Raw genomic sequence first — 17299 nt, forward strand, 5'->3', positions numbered from 1 at the left:
ATTGACTAAGTGAACTGCAAAGCAATTCGAAAATGAATGTGATAATTGATATTAAGATTAGTATCATGATAATTACACTTTAAAAACATCAACATTCCTTTGATTGCTTTTTTCAGAGAAAATAACGCCATCTTTCATCAGGATGGTTTTTTGAGAAAATGCCGCATCATAATCCGAATGGGTAACCATCAAGATAGTCGCACCTTTGGCATGCAAATCAGTTAATAATTCCATTACTTCGTTTCCATTTTTACTGTCCAAATTTCCAGTAGGCTCATCAGCCAAAATAATTTTAGGATCGTTTATCAAAGCTCTTGCTACAGCCACACGTTGTTGTTGCCCACCAGAAAGTTGTTGTGGATAATACTTCAGCCGATGTGCAATGTTTAATTTTTTGGCAATTGCTTCTACTTTTAGTTTTCTTTCCGAAGCTTTTACATTATTATAAATTAACGGTAATTCGATATTATCATAAACCGAAAGCTCGTCTATAAGGTTAAAATTCTGAAAAATAAATCCGATATTTTCCTTACGAACACTAGAACGCCCTTTTTCTCTTAGCCCAATCATTTCTTGGTTCAACAAGGTATAACTCCCGTCTGAAGCACTATCTAACAATCCTATGATATTGAGTAATGTGGATTTTCCGCAACCCGAAGGCCCCATAATCGAAAGAAAATCTCCCTCGTTGATTTGCAAATTAATTCCGCTTAAAGCCGACGTTTCTAACTCTTCTGTTCTGAAGATCTTGGTTAGGTTTTGAATTGTTATCATCCTTTTATAGTTTTTATGTTTACTTATATTTAGTTATCCTTGATTTTTGAATGTAGATTTTCATCGTTCAGAAATCAAAAATCGTTAATCCACAATCTACAATCATTGTATATTCAGTTCTTCAACTTCTTTATAGTCCGCATAAGACGAAGTGATTACTTTTTCGCCTTCTTTCAATCCTTCTAAAACCTCGTAATAGGAAGGGTTTTCTCTACCTAATTTTATGTTTCTTCTCACTCCCTTATTTCCGTTGACAACAAAGAGCCACTTTCCTGCAGTTTCTTGATTGAAGCTTCCTTTAGGAATCACCAAAATTTTATTCTTTTCAGATAAGATAAGCTTCACGCCAAAACTTAGTCCGTCTTGCAACGCCAACTCTTCTTTTGAATCAAAAAGCAATTCTACCTGAAAACGACCACTTTTAACCTCTGGAATCACTTTGACCACAGACACAGTTACTGTTTTTCCTTTAAACTCAATTTGCCCTTTTAAACCCACACGTATCTTCTCCAAATAAAATTCATCCACTTGCGCACTCAGCTTGTAACCTTCCCGAGAATCAATTCGACCGATACTCTCTCCAGCTTGAAATGTTTTTCCTAAAATAGGTTCAAATGAAGTTAATCTTCCTGAAACTGGCGCCGTAATCAAGAAGTTTTTTTTATTACTTCTCAGAATATCCAAACTCATCTCCATGGTTTGTATCGAACGATTTATCTGCGAAATCTGGACTTGGTTGGTTTGTTTCTCTTTTTGAATACTCGTGCGAATATTGCTTTTACGCTCTTCTTGAAAACGCAGACTTTCCTTAATTACATTCCAATCATTTCTTGAAATAATATCTTTTTCGAATAATTTGGCATTCATATCATACACTCTTTTAGCATCATTATAATCATGTTCTATTAAAGCCAAATCTTTAGTCAAGTTCAATTCTTGATTTCTAATATTAAGTTTTCCAGTGTTTAAATTATTGATTTGCTCAATGATTGCGGTTTCCTGCGTCAGGTAATTCAACTCTGTATTGGGATTATACATGCGTGCCAGCGATTGTCCTTGCCTAACCATTGCTCCGTTTTCTACAAAAATTTCTTTGACTGAACCCCCTTCAATGATATTGACCAATACCAAATTCAATGGTTCAACTTTGGCCTGAAACACAATAAAATCTTCAAAAAATTCTTGACTTACTTCTTTTACTAATAATTCATCCGCTTTTATATTTAAACTTCGCTTTTTGGATACTGAAGCATAAACAATTACTCCTGCAACTAAAAAACTCACAAATCCTATTGTTAAGTACCTAAATTTTCTATTTTTACGGGGAATAACCTTGTCCATTTTTTATAATAATTTACTGATTATCAACATACAAAAACATGCCAAAGGATTTATAATCCGTAAAACAATGGTTATCAATACGGTTGCAACAAATCTAAAAATCGAACTGTTCAAAAACGGACAGTCTCCTGTTCATAAGTGAACAAAAACAAATACTGATGCGAAAAAAACAAGCCAAAATACTTATTGTTGATGACCAAGAAGAGATTCTTTTTTCGGCAAAAATGATCTTGAAGAAGCATTTTGAAGAAATTTTCACAACAAACAACCCGAAAAAACTACTGAATATCCTTGGCGAAAACCAAATTGATGTTGTTTTACTAGACATGAACTACCGCATTGGATTTGAAGATGGACGAGAAGGCATCCACTGGCTAAAAGAAATAAAAACCCTATCGCCAAAAACAGTCGTGCTATTAATGACCGCTTTTGGCAAGATAGAAACCGCTGTAGAAGGCATGAAAATAGGCGCATTTGATTATATTTTAAACCTTGGGATAATATAAAATTACTCTCTACTATAGATAAAGCGGTTGTAGAAAGTCGAAAACTCAATCGAACATCAAACTCAGAACCCGCTCCTAAAAAGCACTTCATTGGTACTTCCGAAAAAATAAAACAGGCGTACTCCATTGCTGAAAAAGTAGCAAAAACAGATGCGAACGTCCTTATTTTAGGCGAAAACGGAACCGGTAAATTTGTCTTTGCCGAACATATACACCTACATTCTACTCGAAAAGACAAACCATTCATTCATATTGATTTGGGTTCGTTAAGCGAAAACTTATTTGAAAGCGAACTATTTGGCTATGCCAAAGGTGCTTTTACCGATGCTAAAACTGATACACCAGGACGATTTGAAATTGCAGATAATGGAACTATCTTTCTAGACGAAATAGGCAATATTCCTTTGCATTTGCAATCAAAACTTTTGCATGTTTTGCAAACAAAAAAAGTCACACGCTTGGGCGAAAGCAAACCACGACCATTAAATGTACGGATCATAGCAGCAACAAACAGCGATATCAAGGCCGAAGTCGAAAACAAAACATTTCGCGAAGACTTGTTGTATCGTATTAATACCATGGAAATAAACTTGCCGTCTTTGCGAGAGCGCAAAGATGATATTGTACCCATGGCGCAATTTATTTTAAAACAATTAGGCGAAAAATACAATCAAAATGATGTTGTTTTTGACACTAACGTGGCCGAATATATGGAACGTTATCCTTGGAAAGGAAACATTAGAGAATTAGAAAATAAGATTGAAAGAGCCTTGATCATGTCAGATGACAATACAATTTCGGTAACTGATTTAGACTTACTCCACTTCGAGCACACTGTAACAACAGACGAACATCCCTTATCTGAAATAGAGAAAAATGCTATAGAAAAATCTCTTTTTAAAAACAGTGGTAACATTAGTAAAACCGCCGAAGAATTGGGTTTATCCAGAGCCTCATTATACCGAAGACTTGAAAAATACGACCTTAAAAATAACGACTAATGAACAGCTGGAAATTTTACAATGCCCTTTTCGCAAGAGTTTTTATTGTCATAATCACACTCGCTTTCTCACTTTATCTATTTGGGAATAGCTATTTGTATAGTGGTATTTTAATTTTAGTTTTTGCTGTTTTACTCTGTGCCGAAATGTATTCCTACATCAAAAACAAATTGATCTTTTACGATAAAACCATACTTTCAATACTAAACAATGACTTTTCGGCTAATTTTCCTGCTACTGCTAAAGAAGGAGATTACAAAAACCTTTATCTCTTATATGACTCTTTAAAACAGAAACAGCACGACGGCAGCTCAAAAGAATTAATTTATCGTTCGATAATAAATAATATAGATACGGCAGTTTTAATATTAGAAAAAAATAATGACTGGAATATTTTTTTGATGAACGATTGTTTTTCCACTCTTTTCAGTGTCCCAAAAGTGACTAATTGGGAATATCTTAAGAATTACCTGCCGTCGCTTTGCGAAGAAATTGAAAACACCGGTTTTAAAGAATTAAAGACATCCATTAACATCAAAATAGAGAAACAAGAAGCGCAGACATTTATGTTGCAAACTTCACTAACAAAATCATTCAACAAAGACTATTTTATTATTTTACTAGACAGCATCCAGCGTGTTATTGAGAAAAAAGAAAAAGAAGCTTGGATTAATTTGATGAAAATCATATCTCACGAATTAATGAATTCTTTGACTCCTATTCGATCGCTGTCGCAAAATTTACTCCAAATAGTAGATCAAGACCATTTAGAGCCTGAAGATTTTGAAGATATAAAAAGCAGCATTTCGACTATTATAAATCGTAGTGACCATTTGCAGTTTTTTGTAGAAAATTACCGAAAGCTCGCTACACTACCAACACCCAACAAAAAACCAACATCTGTTCATTTGCTGTTTGAAGACTGCCTGAAAATCATGTCGGCTATTTTCGAGTCTGAAAACATCGAAATCATCAATGAAATCGATAAAAACCAAATAATTACTATTGATCAAAACCAAATCGAACAAGTCATTATCAACTTACTAACCAATAGCATTTTTGCCTTAAAAGAGAAAAAGCAAAAAACCATAAAGCTAACAACAACGTCACAAAACAATCGTTTTTACATCACGATATCAGACAATGGAAAAGGAATAGAAAGTGAAATTAAAGACAAAATATTCTTGCCTTTTTTCACTACACGAAAAGATGGTGCTGGTATTGGACTGACACTTTCGAAAAATAGTATTGAAGCACACGGCGGTTATTTGAGTCATCAAACTGACTCCGAGGGATCAGGCGGAAGAACTCATTTTACCATCTGTTTTATTCAAGAAGGTAATTAATGTCAATTCTATTGGATTATTAACTATTCCCACATTGGTGGCTGCCAAAAATGTTTCTCAAAATTCACAATTTGATTCTCGACTACTTCAATTCCTTCACTTTCTAATAATTGCTGCATCAGATTTGTACCGTCAAAATGGAATTTCCCGGTAAGTAGTCCTTTTCTGTTCACCACGCGGTGTGCGGGAACATCGTCCATATTGTGTGAGGCATTCATTGCCCAGCCCACCATTCTAGCTGAACGGGCTGTTCCTAACGCTTTGGCAATAGCACCATAAGAAGTAACTCTCCCGTAAGGAATTTGTCTTGCAACAGCATAGACCCTTTCGAAAAAATTCTCGTTTGACATAGTTTTAAATTATAAAATGGTAAAAGTCGATTCGCAAGTAGGCACTACACTATCTTAAATAATATCTTATGATATTGAATAAAGTAATTATCGAAACTACGCCCGTTATACTACCAATAATAGTATTCATATTCCGCAATAGATAATCTGCTTTGTCTTCTATTTTTTGAAAGAAGGTAATGTAAAAATAAAAAACTAGCGTAGATCCTAATACCGCTCCGATAACAAAAGTAAGAATCGAGCTTGCATTAAAAGAAAAGATATGATAGGAAGAAAGCGTTATACTAACAAAAACGTAGTAGGGAATTGGAAAGAAATTAAGCGCCGAGAGTAACATCCCAAGAAAAAAACGTTTCTTTTTACTGCTTTTCTTGATTTTGGCTTTCTTAATTTTTGGTTTTTTGGCTATCCACAAAAAATAAACCGTCAAAGCGCCAAATATCCCAAAGCCTATCTCACGTAATAAAATGATAATATCCGGCCGAATATTTATAACACGCGCAAATAATATAGCCAAATAAGCTTGAAAAAAAATAATTATTACTGCCCCAAATACAAACCAGATAGCATTTCTTTTCCCTTCCTTTAGGTTCACTTTAGCTGCCGTCATATTGAGCAATCCTGGCGGAGTAATCCCTATTAAAGCAGTGATAAAACCAGAAAGTAAAGATATAATTAAATTCATAGGCAGGGTGTCAGCATTCACAAAAGGCAACCAATTCAAACTTTAAAAAAATAATTACTCTTTAATTTTGAATCGAATATACGTAATTGCTTTGTTAACTTCCAAATATTGTTTTTCGTAAAAAGTCTGAAAAGCAGTTACTTCTTCTGGACTTCCTTCGTTAACATATACGTTGTGATTCGCATACAAAACTTCGTGTCCTTCACCATGAAGTAAACCCAGTGTATATCCATGCATGAATTCACTGTCTGTTTTAAGATTTACAACACCGTCTTTTTTAAGTACTTTTTTATACAATTGCAGAAACTCAGAATTTGTCATTCTATGTTTGGTACGTTTGTATTTTATTTGAGGATCTGGAAAAGTTATCCAGATTTCATCCACTTCATTTTCGGCAAAAATATGATTGATTAATTCGATTTGAGTTCGAATAAAAGCTACGTTATGCAATCCTGTCTCTACAGCAGTTTTAGCACCACGCCAAAAACGGGCTCCTTTAATATCTATTCCAACGAAATTTTTATTGGGATATCTTTCGGCAAGACCAACTGAATATTCTCCTTTACCACAACCCAATTCCAAAACTACAGGGTTATCATTTTTAAAGAAATCTGAATTCCATTTCCCTTTTAAAGGAAATAAATCACCTACTACTTCTTCTCTTGTTGGTTGAAAAACATTGGTAAATGTTTCGTTTTCCTTGAACCTTTTTAATTTATTTTTGCTTCCCACGATTTTTCAAATATTTTTGCAAAATTAAGGAAATATATAAGACCGAAGGCCGAACGCAAGAAAAATTAATACCAAGCCTATTCGAGCATGTGAAAAAGCACGATTTATACTAAATCATTTAGCTACTGGTTCGTCTTATTGTAACCCGATATAAGTTTATCTTCTATGGGTGCTTTGATTTTAATAACGGCATTCACATTATCATTAGGAACAGTCATCGACAAAACATAATGTTTGATTTTCCATTCACCTCCTATTTTCACCAGTACTCCTGAACCTCTGCATATTTTCATTTGTGTATTTAACAATTCGTCAAACCAAGCCATTTCTTTCGTCTTATCGAAATAAATATGGCGTTCCAATGCTGTAAAACCCCAAGCCTTCCCTTTATCGAAATAAGGTTTGGCAAAGGCCTGAAAGGCGGGTTTACCCCAATTCTCAGTCGCATCAGTACCGATAAAAACAGCATCCTCAGTCATCTTTTCAAAATAGGAATCATATTTAGCGTCTGCTGCTGCTTTATGCCAAGAATCAAGTAACATATTGATTTTACTATCATCAGAAACAATAGTATCTTTAGTTGGTTTACAAGACGCTGCTATTAGAATTAGAACGAAAATGATTTTTTTCATGGAGTAAGAATTTAGATAAAAATATAAAATCTACCGCTATTTGAAAGAAAAAATCAGAAAATAGAATTGAATTGGTCGAAAAACCTTCTTTAAACCCTCCTTAATCAATATTAATGACCTACCAAGGACATAATTATTTACCTTTATGTAAATGATTGTACCGTGAAAAATTTCATTTTATCGATTGTCGTTGTTTTATGTGCTTTTTCCTTTGCCGCTTTTTATCATTATAGAAATGAAAACATACCGGCAAATATGATTTCTATTGTCAAAAATTCTCCAAAATCGTCTGTTGGAAACTCTATAATCCCTATTGACAAGGCTATTCTTAAAGCATTCTTTATAAAATATCCCGATTTCAAAAAATACCAAACCGATGTAAGTGCTTTATATAAAAACAGAGATTACAGTTCCATTTGGTACGATAAAACAGGGCTTATTGAGTTTGCTGATTTACTGTATTCCAAAGTAAACGAACTAGAAGAGGAAGGCCTGAAATCTAGCATAGCCTATGCCTCAATAATCGGTGGAATATTCAATTCGAGCACCGCCAATGAACTTTCACAAACTGACACAGAGGTACTATTGACGACAATGTATGTGTTTTACGTAAAGAAAGTATTTCATGGGATTGATGTTACTAAAACAACCGAGATCGGGTGGTTCTTACCCCGGAAAAATATTTCATATGAGAACCTCTTGGATTCTCTTTTAACAGATCCTGAATTATTAAACAAAAATGAAAAACAGCTATTTGGTCAATATTATAAACTTCGCGAAGTCCTGAAAAAATATAGAGCGATAGAACAAAGTGACAACTGGAACCCTATTGACATTGATCCCTCAATAGAATATTACAAAGCGTATGATAGTTCCAAAACTATAGGCCAAATCAGGCATCGTCTTGCTGTTATGGGAGATTTAAAACAGGATTCTAAAAGCAATATTTATGACGAGGAACTGATGGCAGCTGTTATAAATTTTAAAAAAAGAAACGGATACAAAGCCAATAAAATTCTTTCGACCTGGCAAGTTCAACGAATGAATATACCTATAAAGAAATACATCAGTACGATTATGGTAAATATGGAACGTTGTCGATGGATTGATCCTAAACTCGCAAAGGTCCCCGAATATATAGTTATAAACATTCCGGCTTTTAAACTATTCTATCGGAAAAACGGAAAAAAATTATTGGAATCTAATCTATTAGTAGGAAAAGCCATGACCGAGACAGTCGTTTTCAGTGGCTCCATCAGTTCCGTTGTCTTTAGTCCATATTGGATTGTTCCTAGAAGTATCATCGAAAACGAAATAAAACAGGCTATATTTCAAGACCAAAATTATCTTGAATCTCACGAAATGGAGTGGAATAATGGAAACATCATACAGCGCCCTGGGGTAAAAAACCCAATGGGATTAGTTAAGTTTATGTTTCCGAATAGTAATGATATTTATTTACACGACACCCCTTATAAAAGTCTATTTGAATTTGATTACCGTGCTTTTAGTCATGGTTGTATCAATATGGACAAAGCCAAAGAACTAGCAATATTGATCTTAAAAGACGACCCAAACTGGACTGCAGAACGCATAAACGAAGCCATGAAAGGGGAAAAGCAAACAATCTACATGCTTAAAAACAAAATCCCAGTATATATTGGGTACTTTACAGCCTGGGTTAATGATACTGGGGAAATTAATTTTTATAGCGATCTATACCAAAGAGACGATCGCTTGGCCGCTTTACTGTTTTCTGACGATACAGAGTAAGACTGCTTCTACATGTAAAAGATATCGAGACTATTATTTAACATATGATTAAAACAGTGCCGTTCAACTTAAGTTGCTGAAAACTATACAAATACCACCTCGCTACTTTTATTGAAGTTACTAAATTACCTTGCCAAAAGCAACTGGCTGTAATCATATAAAATTTTAATGTATTTTAGCATTAGTTTCAAAAGAAAGCATAAGCCCCCTATTATGAGAAAGTTATTTTTATCAATCGCATTTGTTTGCTTCGTGCTTTTACTTACGACAGTATCCTGCAAAAAGAAAGACACTGTCGTGGATGTTATTCCAGACCAAATCGAAACTTCTTTTGACAGCACACTGGTACAAACTTTCTTTACCGATCATCCAAAGCTAAAAAAATATCAATCTGATGTGGAGGAATTATACCGCAAACATAAATTCCATTATGTATGGTATGACCACAACGGAGTAAATGAATTTGCTAATTTATTACATAACAAACTTAACAACCTCAGGGAAGAAGGAGTCCAGGAGGCCGTCCCTTATAAAGAAAAACTAGATGCAGTTTTCGAAAGTTTTGATGGAAATCAGAAACCAAATATTGAAACCGAGCTGCTAAATTCAGCGCTCTATTTTTTTTATGCTGACAATGTATATCATGGCTTAGATGCTAAGAAGTCTGTCGAAATGGAATGGTATCTCCCAAGAAAAAAACAATCGTATGGTAATTATCTCGATTCTCTTTTAATTGACCCATCCTTAATAAACAAGGATGAAAAAACGGTTTTAAGTCAATATTTTTTACTAAAAAACATCCTAAAAGAATACCGCCAAATAGAACAAAAAGGAGGTTGGAAGACCATAACTATCGATAATAATGCGAAGTCCTTTGACCTTGGTGACAGCACGACTACAATTGCACAAATAAGACAACGATTATTCATCACAGGAGATTTATCTAAAGATTCTAAAAGCGCCATATATGATAAAGAAATGGCTACAGGAGTATTAAAATACAAAAGCAGAAGCGGTAGTAAAGCCAATACTAAAATTCTTCCCGCAAATATAAAAGACATGAATATCCCTATTGGGAAGCGCATAAAAACACTAATTGTCAATATGGAACGCTGCCGATGGATTTCAAGTGATATCACTAAAGCAAAAGAACTGATTGCAATTAATATTCCTGCTTATCAATTAACGTATTTCAGAAACGGCGTGCCCGAATTAAGATCTAATGTTGTAGTGGGAAAAGTGATGAATCAAACCGTCATTTTCAGCGCACCTATGAAATCTATTGTATTTAGTCCTTATTGGAATGTACCAAAGAGCATCCTGCAAAAAGAAATTCTTCCCGGTATTGAAAAAAACGAAAACTATTTAGAGGAACACGATATGGAGTGGCACGGTGATTACGTACGACAAAGACCTGGACCTAAAAACTCATTAGGCCTAATAAAGTTTTTGTTTCCTAATTCGAATGCTATTTACTTACATGACACTCCTGCAAAAAGTCTATTCAACAGAGAAGACAGAGCCTTCAGCCACGGTTGTATCCGAGTAGAAAAACCCATCGAATTAGCGACTCTTATCTTGAAAGAGGATAAAAAATGGGATAAGCAAAAGATTATAGAGGCCATGAACAGCGGAGAAGAAAAATGGTATACACTTAAAAATAAAATTCCGGTTTACATTGGCTATTTTACCGCTTGGGTAGATGACAAGGGAGAAATACATTTTTATGAAGACATTTATAATAGGGATGACGAATTAGCAGCATTGCTATTTATAAAATAGATTTTTTGAAATGTCCACTTAAAACAATCAAAACTCAAATATCTTATTCTCAGTTATTTAATCCTATCATGATGATTTTTAATTATATTTGATACTGTAAAAAATAACAATTATGAAAATCAAACTCTCCTCTTTTAAAATTGCTTTACTAGTACTTTCTATTCTGATTCTTGGTGCCTGCAATAAAATTAAGTCAGATGAAAAACTAGCATCAGGTTTGATGCTAAAAAATATGGATACCCTCATAAGGCCAGGTGATAATTTTGATGCTTATGTTAACGGAACTTGGCAACGCAATACTGCAATCCCAGCCGACAAACCTTCCTATGGCGCTGGTTATATGGTCTATGACAAATCACAGGAAGATGTTAAAGCCATTATCGAAACCGCCGCTAAAAGTGATTTTGCAGCTGGATCTGATGAGCAAAAAATTGGTAATTTCTATGGATCTTTCATGGATTCCGTCGCTAGGAATAAGATAGGAATTGCGCCACTATTACCCGAATTTAAGAAAATTGATTCCATTTCCAATTATTCTGATTTAGCAAAATATTTTGGCCGTGCGAACCAATCTGCAAATAACAGTCCTTTCTCAATAGGGGTTATGGAAGATTTAAAAGATCCTACTACCTACATGCTGTACGGTTGGCAAGGTGGTCTTGGGCTTCCAGATCGAGAATATTATTTCCTTGAAGACCCTAAATCAAAAGAAATTCGTAAAAAGTATATGACTCATATCGAAAACATGCTTCAGTTAGGTGGTATTGAAAACTCGGCTGCGCTAGCCACAAAAATCATGACTTTAGAAACTTCTTTGGCTTCAAAGCACATGAAAAAAGAGCAAACTCGCGATATGATGAAGCTGTACAACAAATACGCGATCAAAGATTTAAAACAACTCATGCCTGATTTTGACTGGGCTTCCTTGCTAACTTCTGCGGGAATAAAAAACCAAAAAAATATTGTCATCCCTCAAGTAGAATATATTAAAGCGCTTAATGATATCATAAAAACAACTCCGCTAGCCACTTGGAAAGCCTACTTCAAATGGAGTGTCGTCCATGGAGCGGCAACGTCTTTAAATACTGCTTTATCAAATGAAAATTTCAATTTTTATGGAAAAACACTTAGCGGAACTGAAAAACAAAGGCCACTTTGGAGAAGAGGAGTTGAAACAGTGAATAAAAATCTTGGCGAAATTGTGGGTAAGGTGTATGTTGAAAAACACTTCTCCCCAGAAGCCAAAGAAAAAGTTAGCCTCTTGGTTAAAAACTTAGTTAAAGCTTATGAAGAAAGCATCAAAAAACTGGATTGGATGAGTCCTGAGACAAAAAAGCAAGCCTTAGATAAGGTATCCAAATTCACCGTTAAAATTGGCTATCCTGACAAATGGCGAGACTACTCGTCTTTAAAAATTAGTAAAAACGACTATTTTGGAAACCAACAAAGAGCTACTGCTTTTGAATACAATCGACAACTGAATAAACTAGGAAAAACTGTTGACCGTACCGAATGGGGTATGACACCGCAAACTGTAAATGCCTATTACAATCCACCTTTAAACGAAATTGTATTCCCTGCAGCTATTTTACAGCCCCCTTTTTATGATCCTAATGTAGAAGATGCGGTAAACTATGGCGGAATTGGAGCGGTAATTGGTCATGAGATCGGTCATGGCTTTGACGATCAAGGAAGCACTTTTGATGGTGATGGAGTGATGCGCAATTGGTGGACTCCAAAAGACTTAGCAGCCTTCAAACAAAAAACGGGAGCATTAGTAGCCCAATATAGTGCACTTAAAGTATTTCCTGACCTAAATGTTAATGGAGAATTTACTCAAGGAGAAAATATTGGTGATCTGGGTGGCTTATCTATCGCCTTAAAAGCGTACAAAATGAGTCTCAATGGAAAAGAATCTCCTGTTTTGGATGGTTTTACTGGAGAACAAAGAATATTTCTTAGTTGGGGACAAGTTTGGCTAGATAAAGCGCGTGAAGATGATTTACGTGCACAAGTAGCTAATGACCCACATTCACCAGCAAAATTCAGAATAAATGGTGTTGTCCGCAATATTCCTGAGTTTTATACAGCTTTTAATATAAAACCTACTGATTCCCTATATTTAGCTCCAAATAAAAGAGTTAAAATTTGGTAATTGAATAAAAAAAATAGCACTTTAGACTAATATTCTAACATCATAAATACCTCTTGCATCAAGCAGGAGGTATTTTTTTTAACACAAAAGCAACAGTGAAAATTTAAAATAGAGAGCGTGTAAACAAATACCTTACAAATTTATTTTGTCCTTTTGATTTTAAAACGACTGAGGTTAGGTATAACTATTTTAGGTTTTCAGTAAAGATTATAACAATTCAACACTTCTAAAATCTCTTCGTTTTTTTGTATATTTATAATTATAAATTAATTGACATGAAACGCATACTTGTCATTTCTATTTTTCTACTAAACTGCTTGCTAATAGTGGGATTTTCAACTACGGCAAAAGCAAGTAGTCTTTCGACTATTTGTGCTGCTCTCGATTACCAAAAAATTCCTTCCTTTCCCCCGATTCCTTTTGACAGTACTTTAGTAGCTCCTTTTTTTGATAAATACCCAAAGTTCAAATACCTAAAACCAGAAGTTATCCAACTCTACAGAAAACACAATTACGAGTTCCTTTGGTATGACAGCAACGGCATAAATGAGTTTGCTTCTTTGTTATACAACAAAGTCAATAATTTAGAGCAGGAAGGAATAAAAACTCGTGTGCCTTATGCGGAGAAATTACAAACCATTTTTCAGGACCTAGAAAATATGGAAAAGTCAGATGTAGAAGTTGAATTGCTGATGTCTTCTCTTTATTTTTTTTATGCTAATCGTGTATTCAAGGGATTAGATGCAAAACAAACTGTAGAACTGGGTTGGTACCTTCCTCGAAAAAAACAATCGTATGTGAATCGACTAGACTCTTTACTCCAAGATCCGAGCCTGATTAACAAACAACTTAAAGACCTTCCCGGTCAATACTATCTTTTAAAAGATGTACTTCAAAATTACCGCGACATTGAAAAAAATGGAGGCTGGGATCCAATTGTCTTTCCAAAAACAATAAAATCGCTGAAACCTGGAGATACTTCTGATGTTATCTTACAAGTTAGAAAACGCTTGTTTATCACCCGAGACTTAAAAATTGATTCTCAAAAAAACATATTTGACAATGAGCTATTAGCAGGTATCATAAAATACAAAGAGCGTAATGCATTCACGACCGATTCCTTATTGTTGCCCAAACATATCAGCAGTATGAATATTAACGTTCACGAGCGTATAAAGACTCTTATGGTTAACATGGAGCGCTCGAGATGGATTTCCCTCGGTTTGACAAAAACGGAACAATCGATAGTGGTCAATATACCTTCTTTTACCCTTACCTATTTTAAAGAAGGTAAGCCTGTACTCGTCTCGAAAGTGGTCGTGGGAAAATCCATGAATAAAACAGCCGTTTTTAGCGGTCAAATGAACCAAATTGTATTTAGTCCGTACTGGAATATTCCCCCAAGTATTTTAAGAAAAGAAATTTTGCCAGCTATTGCCAAAAACAGCAACTATCTGGCCAAACACGATATGGAATGGGTTGGAAACCGCGTGCGACAAAGGCCGGGAGAACAAAATGCATTGGGTAAAGTGAAATTTGTTTTTCCAAACTCTCATATTATTTATATGCATGACACCCCATCAAAAACGCTATTTGACAAGGAACAAAGGGCATTTAGCCATGGTTGCATTAGAGTAGCGCGTCCAAGAGATTTAGCAATCGAAGTTTTAGAAGGTGATACCAATTGGACTGTAGAAAAAATAGATGCAGCCATGAATCGAGAAGTCGAGAAAACTTATAATCTAAAAACTCGAATACCCGTATATATAGGTTATTTTACCGCCTGGGTCGATCGCGAGGGGCAAATCTATTTTTATGAAGATATCTACGGACATGACGAGCGCTTGTCTAAAATATTGCTTTCCGATTTATAAAAAAAACGAATTCAGTTATAGTTAGTGCAAATACAAAACGCCAATCTCTCGATTGGCGTTTTGTGTATAAAAAAAACTTATTGTGTATCTATGCCCTAGCCCTGATTGAAGCGGCATCCTCTTGTTTTCTCGTTTTTACGAGACAACAAGAGATACAGCGAAAAGCAGGAAATAGCTCCAAATAAAATCTAAATTATTTCGATTTTGGCAATGCTTTGAAACCCATATTATAAAGCGTAAATGCCTGGATATCTACATTCTCCTGAATGGTTGCCGCCACTGATTTTCCTGCACCATGACCTGCTTTTACATCAATTCGGATTAATGTTGGGTTCGTTCCTGTTTGTTTTTCCTGTAACTCCGCTGCAAATTTAAAGCTATGCGCCGGAACTACTCTATCATCGTGATCCCCTGTGGTTACCATAGTTGCGGGATAATGTGTTCCCGATTTTACGTTGTGTACTGGAGAATATCCTTTGATATATTCAAACATTTCTTTGCTGTCTTGCGCGGTTCCATAATCATAAGCCCAACCTGCACCTGCGGTAAAAGTATGGTAACGCAACATGTCCATCACTCCCACTGCCGGCAAAGCGACTTTCATCAATTCTGGACGCTGTGTCATCGTTGCCCCTACTAGTAAACCACCATTTGACCCACCACGAATGGCAAGAAAATCTGAGGAAGTATATTTTTGAGCAATCAGGTATTCGGCCGCTGCGATGAAATCATCAAATACATTTTGTTTTTGCATTTTAGTTCCTGCGTCATGCCATTTTTTCCCATATTCACCACCACCTCTTAAACTTGGCACGGCATAAACGCCTCCATTTTCCATCCACACCGCATTAGCAATGCTAAAAGCTGGAGTTAGACTCACGTTAAAACCTCCATAACCATAAAGCATAGTTGGGTTTTTACCGTTTAATTTTAATCCTTTTTTATAAGTAATGATCATTGGGATTTTAGTACCGTCTTTGGAAGTATAAAAAACCTGTTTGGATTCAAAATCATCGCTTTTAAAGTCTACTTTTGGCTGTGCATAAACCCCTGATTTTCCTGCTTTCGGTTCAAAAGAGTAAATCGTTCCCGGCGTAGTATAATTAGTAAAAGAATAATATAAAACTTTCTCTTTCTTCTTTCCTCCAAAACCTCCTGCTGTTCCTACAGCCGGCAATTGAATTTCACGAACTAGTTTCCCATTATAATCATATTGTTTAACCACCGAAACGGCATCTTTCATATAATTAGCAAAGAAAAAACCTGCTCCTGTCGAAGGTGACAATACATTCTCAGTCTCAGGAATAAAATCAACCCAGTTTACTGGCGACGGATTAGCTGCATCCACGGTTATAATACGTTTGTTGGGTGCATTTAAGTCGGTTTCTATAAACAATTTAGTTCCATCACTATCAATAATATTGTTATCACTGTTGAAATTATCCACAATGGTAACTATAGGACTATTTTCTACCGTTAAATCTTTGATGTACAATTCATTTCCATAGGTAGAATTAGCTGCCGAAATCACTAAATAGCGATCATCCTCAGTAACATAACCTCCTACATACCTACGCTTTTGGTCTGCGCCAAAGATAACTTGGTCTTCTTTTTGAGCAGTTCCTAGTTTATGAAAATACAATTTATGTTGGTCTGTTTTAGCAGATAATTCACTTCCTTTTGGTTTCTCGTAACTAGAATAATAAAACCCTTCGTTTCCTCTCCAAGACAATCCACTGAATTTGACATCAATCAAGGTGTCTTCGATTATTTTTTTAGACAATGCATCCATAATAATCACTTTTCGCCAGTCGCTTCCTCCTTCTGAAATAGCATAGGCTACTGTTGCGCCATCTTTTGAAAAATCAATTCCTCCTAGTGAGGTTGTTCCGTCTTTAGAAAAAGTATTAGGATCTAAGAAAACTTCTTCTTTTCCAGCAGCATCTTTTCTATACATTACCGATTGATTTTGCAATCCGTTGTTTTTAGAATAATAGGTAAAGTTTCCTTCTTTCGAGGGTGAGCCTATTTTTTCGTAATTCCACAATTTCTCCATGCGGTTTTTAAGTGCATCACGAAAAGGGATTTGGTTCAAGTAACCATAAGTCACTTCGTTTTCTGCCTTAACCCAAGCAGCAGTTTCTGCAGAACGATCGTCCTCTAACCAACGATACGGGTCAGCTACTTTGACGTCAAAATATTGATCTGCCGTTTCTCCTTTTTTGGTTTCTGGGTAGTGAATTGGTTTTTGGTTCTGTCCAAAAGAAGCTATTGTGGGTAATACAGCCATTATTAGAATTAGTTTTTTCATTACTATTTTTTAATTGGTTAACAAAAATAAGGAAAAT

Annotated in this window: 12 protein-coding genes and 1 pseudogene; 6 read left to right on the forward strand and 7 right to left on the reverse strand. The window is 35.2% G+C overall.

From position 1 onward, the window contains the following. Positions 1–72: 72 nt before the first annotated feature. Together BLV35_RS03695 and BLV35_RS03700 are read right to left on the reverse strand one after the other, a co-directional pair. Positions 73–774 (reverse strand): ABC transporter ATP-binding protein, encoded by a 702-nt coding sequence (locus BLV35_RS03695; protein WP_091084951.1) that lies wholly within the window; start codon positions 772–774, stop codon positions 73–75. 102 nt (positions 775–876) lie between these two features. Continuing rightward, positions 877–2058 (reverse strand): efflux RND transporter periplasmic adaptor subunit, encoded by a 1182-nt coding sequence (locus BLV35_RS03700; RefSeq protein ID WP_317040156.1) that lies wholly within the window; start codon positions 2056–2058, stop codon positions 877–879. Positions 2059–2273: 215 nt separating this feature from the next. Between BLV35_RS03700 and BLV35_RS03705 the strand changes: the two are divergent. Together BLV35_RS03705 and BLV35_RS03710 are read left to right on the forward strand one after the other, a co-directional pair. Then, positions 2274–3622: pseudogene (locus BLV35_RS03705) on the forward strand (sigma-54-dependent transcriptional regulator). Continuing rightward, on the forward strand, positions 3622–4968 hold the full coding sequence (locus BLV35_RS03710) for a sensor histidine kinase (RefSeq protein WP_091084958.1): 1347 nt from the start codon (positions 3622–3624) through the stop codon (positions 4966–4968). The pseudogene BLV35_RS03705 and the gene BLV35_RS03710 overlap by 1 nt, the downstream one beginning before the upstream one ends. 23 nt (positions 4969–4991) lie before the next feature. Here the strand turns inward: BLV35_RS03710 and BLV35_RS03715 are convergent, their stop codons facing one another. The 4 genes from BLV35_RS03715 to BLV35_RS03730 all read right to left on the reverse strand — a co-directional run bounded on the left by BLV35_RS03715 (position 4992) and on the right by BLV35_RS03730 (position 7367). After that, positions 4992–5318, reverse strand: coding sequence for an MGMT family protein (locus tag BLV35_RS03715; protein WP_091084961.1), 327 nt, complete (start codon positions 5316–5318; stop codon positions 4992–4994). Positions 5319–5367: 49 nt separating this feature from the next. Then, positions 5368–6003: a LysE family transporter gene (locus BLV35_RS03720; RefSeq protein ID WP_091084964.1), complete on the reverse strand. Its 636-nt coding sequence runs from the start codon at positions 6001–6003 to the stop codon at positions 5368–5370. 54 nt (positions 6004–6057) lie between these two features. Then, positions 6058–6735: a tRNA (guanosine(46)-N7)-methyltransferase TrmB gene (gene trmB, locus BLV35_RS03725; RefSeq protein WP_091084966.1), complete on the reverse strand. Its 678-nt coding sequence runs from the start codon at positions 6733–6735 to the stop codon at positions 6058–6060. Positions 6736–6857: 122 nt separating this feature from the next. Next, positions 6858–7367: a nuclear transport factor 2 family protein gene (locus BLV35_RS03730; RefSeq protein ID WP_091084969.1), complete on the reverse strand. Its 510-nt coding sequence runs from the start codon at positions 7365–7367 to the stop codon at positions 6858–6860. 162 nt (positions 7368–7529) lie between these two features. Here BLV35_RS03730 and BLV35_RS03735 point away from each other — a divergent pair, with 162 nt between their 5' ends. The 4 genes from BLV35_RS03735 to BLV35_RS03750 all read left to right on the forward strand — a co-directional run bounded on the left by BLV35_RS03735 (position 7530) and on the right by BLV35_RS03750 (position 14951). Further along, positions 7530–9140, forward strand: coding sequence for a L,D-transpeptidase family protein (locus BLV35_RS03735; protein ID WP_176980564.1), 1611 nt, complete (start codon positions 7530–7532; stop codon positions 9138–9140). A 213-nt stretch (positions 9141–9353) separates the two neighbouring features. Next, complete coding sequence (locus tag BLV35_RS03740; protein WP_091084976.1) at positions 9354–10922, forward strand: L,D-transpeptidase family protein; 1569 nt, start codon at positions 9354–9356, stop codon at positions 10920–10922. Between the two features lie 112 nt (positions 10923–11034). Then, positions 11035–13077 (forward strand): M13 family metallopeptidase, encoded by a 2043-nt coding sequence (locus BLV35_RS03745; protein WP_091084980.1) that lies wholly within the window; start codon positions 11035–11037, stop codon positions 13075–13077. A gap of 275 nt (positions 13078–13352) precedes the next feature. Continuing rightward, complete coding sequence (locus BLV35_RS03750; RefSeq protein ID WP_091084984.1) at positions 13353–14951, forward strand: L,D-transpeptidase family protein; 1599 nt, start codon at positions 13353–13355, stop codon at positions 14949–14951. A 193-nt stretch (positions 14952–15144) separates the two neighbouring features. Here BLV35_RS03750 and BLV35_RS03755 read toward each other — a convergent pair whose 3' ends face one another. Next, positions 15145–17241: a prolyl oligopeptidase family serine peptidase gene (locus tag BLV35_RS03755; protein WP_245712015.1), complete on the reverse strand. Its 2097-nt coding sequence runs from the start codon at positions 17239–17241 to the stop codon at positions 15145–15147. Positions 17242–17299 lie beyond the last annotated feature (58 nt).

Origin of the sequence: Flavobacterium gillisiae, assembly GCF_900107635.1 — a bacterium.
GTDB lineage: Bacteria > Bacteroidota > Bacteroidia > Flavobacteriales > Flavobacteriaceae > Flavobacterium > Flavobacterium gillisiae.

Coding starts and splice junctions, on each gene's coding strand:
- BLV35_RS03695 (WP_091084951.1), bottom strand. CDS start 774: ATGATAACAATTCAAAACCTAACCAAGATCTTCAGAACAGAAGAGTTA.
- BLV35_RS03710 (WP_091084958.1), top strand. CDS start 3,622: ATGAACAGCTGGAAATTTTACAATGCCCTTTTCGCAAGAGTTTTTATT.
- BLV35_RS03715 (WP_091084961.1), bottom strand. CDS start 5,318: ATGTCAAACGAGAATTTTTTCGAAAGGGTCTATGCTGTTGCAAGACAA.
- BLV35_RS03720 (WP_091084964.1), bottom strand. CDS start 6,003: ATGAATTTAATTATATCTTTACTTTCTGGTTTTATCACTGCTTTAATA.
- BLV35_RS03730 (WP_091084969.1), bottom strand. CDS start 7,367: ATGAAAAAAATCATTTTCGTTCTAATTCTAATAGCAGCGTCTTGTAAA.
- BLV35_RS03740 (WP_091084976.1), top strand. CDS start 9,354: ATGAGAAAGTTATTTTTATCAATCGCATTTGTTTGCTTCGTGCTTTTA.
- BLV35_RS03745 (WP_091084980.1), top strand. CDS start 11,035: ATGAAAATCAAACTCTCCTCTTTTAAAATTGCTTTACTAGTACTTTCT.
- BLV35_RS03750 (WP_091084984.1), top strand. CDS start 13,353: ATGAAACGCATACTTGTCATTTCTATTTTTCTACTAAACTGCTTGCTA.
- BLV35_RS03755 (WP_245712015.1), bottom strand. CDS start 17,241: ATGGCTGTATTACCCACAATAGCTTCTTTTGGACAGAACCAAAAACCA.